This window comes from Hominiventricola sp. (assembly GCF_057604405.1).
Map to the genome: position 1 here is coordinate 1 of NZ_DBLYVB010000066.1, position 2,658 is coordinate 2,658.

The 2,658-nt window shown below is 48.1% G+C and carries 3 protein-coding genes and 2 pseudogenes; all 5 read left to right on the forward strand.

The genetic code is table 11. The features are described from left to right. Nucleotides 1-447 (forward strand): annotated as a pseudogene (locus ACZMB2_RS13930) (ankyrin repeat domain-containing protein); the annotation flags it as partial. 13 nt (nt 448-460) lie between these two features. After that, entirely contained in the window at nt 461-862 is a 402-nt protein-coding gene (locus tag ACZMB2_RS13935; protein WP_008394721.1) for a hypothetical protein, read from the forward strand. 17 nt (nt 863-879) lie between these two features. Further along, nucleotides 880-1,713, forward strand: coding sequence for a hypothetical protein (locus ACZMB2_RS13940; protein ID WP_008394720.1), 834 nt, complete (start codon nt 880-882; stop codon nt 1,711-1,713). Nucleotides 1,714-1,797: 84 nt separating this feature from the next. Then, nucleotides 1,798-2,454 carry a suppressor of fused domain protein gene (locus ACZMB2_RS13945; RefSeq protein ID WP_008394719.1) on the forward strand — a complete coding sequence of 219 codons (657 nt, stop codon included), beginning with the start codon at nt 1,798-1,800 and terminating at the stop codon, nt 2,452-2,454. Between the two features lie 21 nt (nt 2,455-2,475). Next, nucleotides 2,476-2,658: pseudogene (locus ACZMB2_RS13950) on the forward strand (hypothetical protein); the annotation flags it as partial.

Genomic DNA, 2,658 nt, shown 5'->3' on the forward strand with positions numbered 1-2,658 from the left:
GGTGACCGGCCCTACACCGTGGCAGTACAGAACAAAAATCAGGAAATGGCCGCCTACTTAAAAGCTCTGGAGCCGGAGGAATGGCATAACGAACAGGAAAAGGCGCGTCAACTCATGCCTTACAAGCTGCCTGCCAAGCTGGTGGAATACTTAAAGACCGGCCCCTTGCGTCTGGAATTTCCAGAGCGGGAACTGGTGAAATGGGCGGAACTGTACCCCTACATGGATTTACAGGAGATGACCTGGAAACGGAAAAAGTTGCTCTCCCTTATGGCGAAAATGGACAATTACAGCGACTATTTGCTGCTGTGGAGTCCCAGAGATAAGAAACTCTGGTATCTGGACATTGAGCATAAGGAGTTTCATCCGTTAGCCAAATGGGAGGAATTTATTGCTGATCCCGGAAAATATCTTAATGGAATGATTGAGGGCGAGTTTGAGGAATAAGGAGAGAACACAAATGACAAAAGATCAACTCTTATCTTTATGGAATGCGGATAACTGGGAGGTAATGAGTTGCGGGGTCTACTTTACGGCTCACCGGGCAGATAAGGAACTGCATATCAACTGCAATGATTATACCGAGGCAGAGATTCTGGCAATGCCCTTCTGGGAGCGATTAGCTCAGGAACTGGATGAGCTGGACCGGCAGGCCCACGAGATCTTACAGAAAGAATTCCCTGATGATGAGGACATCCCCGATCTGCCCCTGACCGACATCACGATAGACAAGTCCGGCTGCTACGGGACATTTTCCCTCTGCTACGATACTGGGGACTCTCCGGCTGGGGAACTCTATCTCAATGTGTCCTTTGACGAGCAGTTCGTGCCAAGTCCGAAGGTTGGCTACGACACCTTTTAATACAGGGAGGCTCCCCTATGGCATTAAAAATGAACTTTCGTGAAGTCACCCCGGAAGATACCGAAATTCTTCGTATGATAGCGTTGAGAAACGGGAAAGCAGAAGATTACCTCTGCTGCGATGTTACCAATGAGGATGGTGTAACGCAGACTACCTGGTATAGTAAGGCGGATGTGGCCCTCTGGGGGGAGGATTATATCCGGGCGCACACCACAATGAAGTACAGCGATTATAGCGGATGGATCATCATTCTGGATATGGAGCCGTGGAACGATACACAGGCATCACCACGAAAAAAGAAGAAACGGGATTCCTTTCCCCAAATCCCTACCTGGCTGGAGGGCCATGTCAAAGAACGAAAACAAAAGCGCCTGCCCACCGTGACCCTCTGCTCCTCTGCCGGAAATGAACTGCTGGAAGTGTGGTATTACGGAGAATTGCTCACAGTGAAGGGAGAGTCCCAATCCTATATCATAGATAGAGGCGAGACCCCCGGACTGGTGGCAGCCCGCGACCCAGAGAGCGGCGAGGAGTTCGTCATCTTCGACGGTGGGCAGCATGGTTATGATAATATGTTCTGCGATGAACACAATCCAGCCCAGCTGGCGCATCGCCCCCTCCAGCGGTATGAGATCCCTGCCTCCAAGTTGGTGCTGGAACTGGGCTACAATATCGACTATGAGGATGAAAAAGAGAGCTTCGAGGTAGACGAGGCTGATACCGTGGAACTGGTTAACGGTGAGCGGATGCCCTGGGAGCAGGTCAAACGGGACGGCATTGACTACATTGCACTTTACTATGTGAATGATAAAGGAAAACAGTTGCAGATTCTGGATGCGGAACTGGCATGAGTACAATAGGACTGTTTTGGTAAGAATTTGATGATTACTGGTGTTGATGATGTAAGCCGAGAAAAGAAGTAAGGTGTGTGATCAATGATTACTGGAAAGTATTTGGAGAATCCAGCATTATATAGTCCCGATGAACTCGAACGATTGGACAACCATATCGAAAAATATTTTGGAAAAGCCACAACAGTGGTTCATGAGTTTTTCAGCGAAGATATTCATGTTGATGTCTCCATCATTCCGCCCCATGAGGAACATAACTATTATACTTTGGTAACCACAGGCATGGGTGCGTTTTCGATGAAGATCCCAAGTGAATACCAAGAGGATGGCCTTCCCTCTCGGATAGAACTGATGATGTGCCTTCCGCCTGAGTGGAACCCTGAAAGTAAGGAAAGCCAAGAAAATTGGCCAGTAGAGTTGCTTCGCTATTTAGCGAGGTTTCCAATCATAGAAAGCACTTGGCTGGGCTATGGGCATTCTATTCAAAACGGAACACCATACGCAGACAATACATTGCTGGCAGGGTGTGTTCTTTTAGGCGTACAGGATGCGCCGGAGGGTGCTGCCGTCTGTAAGCTCTCAGATGGAAGTTGGGTCGGTTTTTATCAGGTGATTCCTCTGACAGAGAATGAACTGGAATACAAGATTCAGCATAGTACAGATGAAATGCTGGAATACATGGAAGATGTAGACCATGTTGTATATTTCCAAAGACCGGATACTAATTTTGAATCACATTAGCAGAATAAGGAGAGAAGCAAAATGGAACAGGCATACTGCACCGCAGTTTTCTGGCGCGGCGGAGAAAAGATTGATCTGAATGGACTAAAACCAGATGCGGTACGGTGTCTGTCTGTGACGGGAGAGCGGAAGGTGAATCTGTCCTTCCTGCGAGATTATCCCAATCTGGAGGAACTGACCCTAATGGAAAAATGTGAGGGTGTA

What these genes read in the sequence shown, in the direction of transcription:
- ACZMB2_RS13935 (WP_008394721.1), top strand. Translation starts at nt 461, where the DNA reads ATGACAAAAGATCAACTCTTATCTTTATGGAATGCGGATAACTGGGAG.
- ACZMB2_RS13940 (WP_008394720.1), top strand. Translation starts at nt 880, where the DNA reads ATGGCATTAAAAATGAACTTTCGTGAAGTCACCCCGGAAGATACCGAA.
- ACZMB2_RS13945 (WP_008394719.1), top strand. Translation starts at nt 1,798, where the DNA reads ATGATTACTGGAAAGTATTTGGAGAATCCAGCATTATATAGTCCCGAT.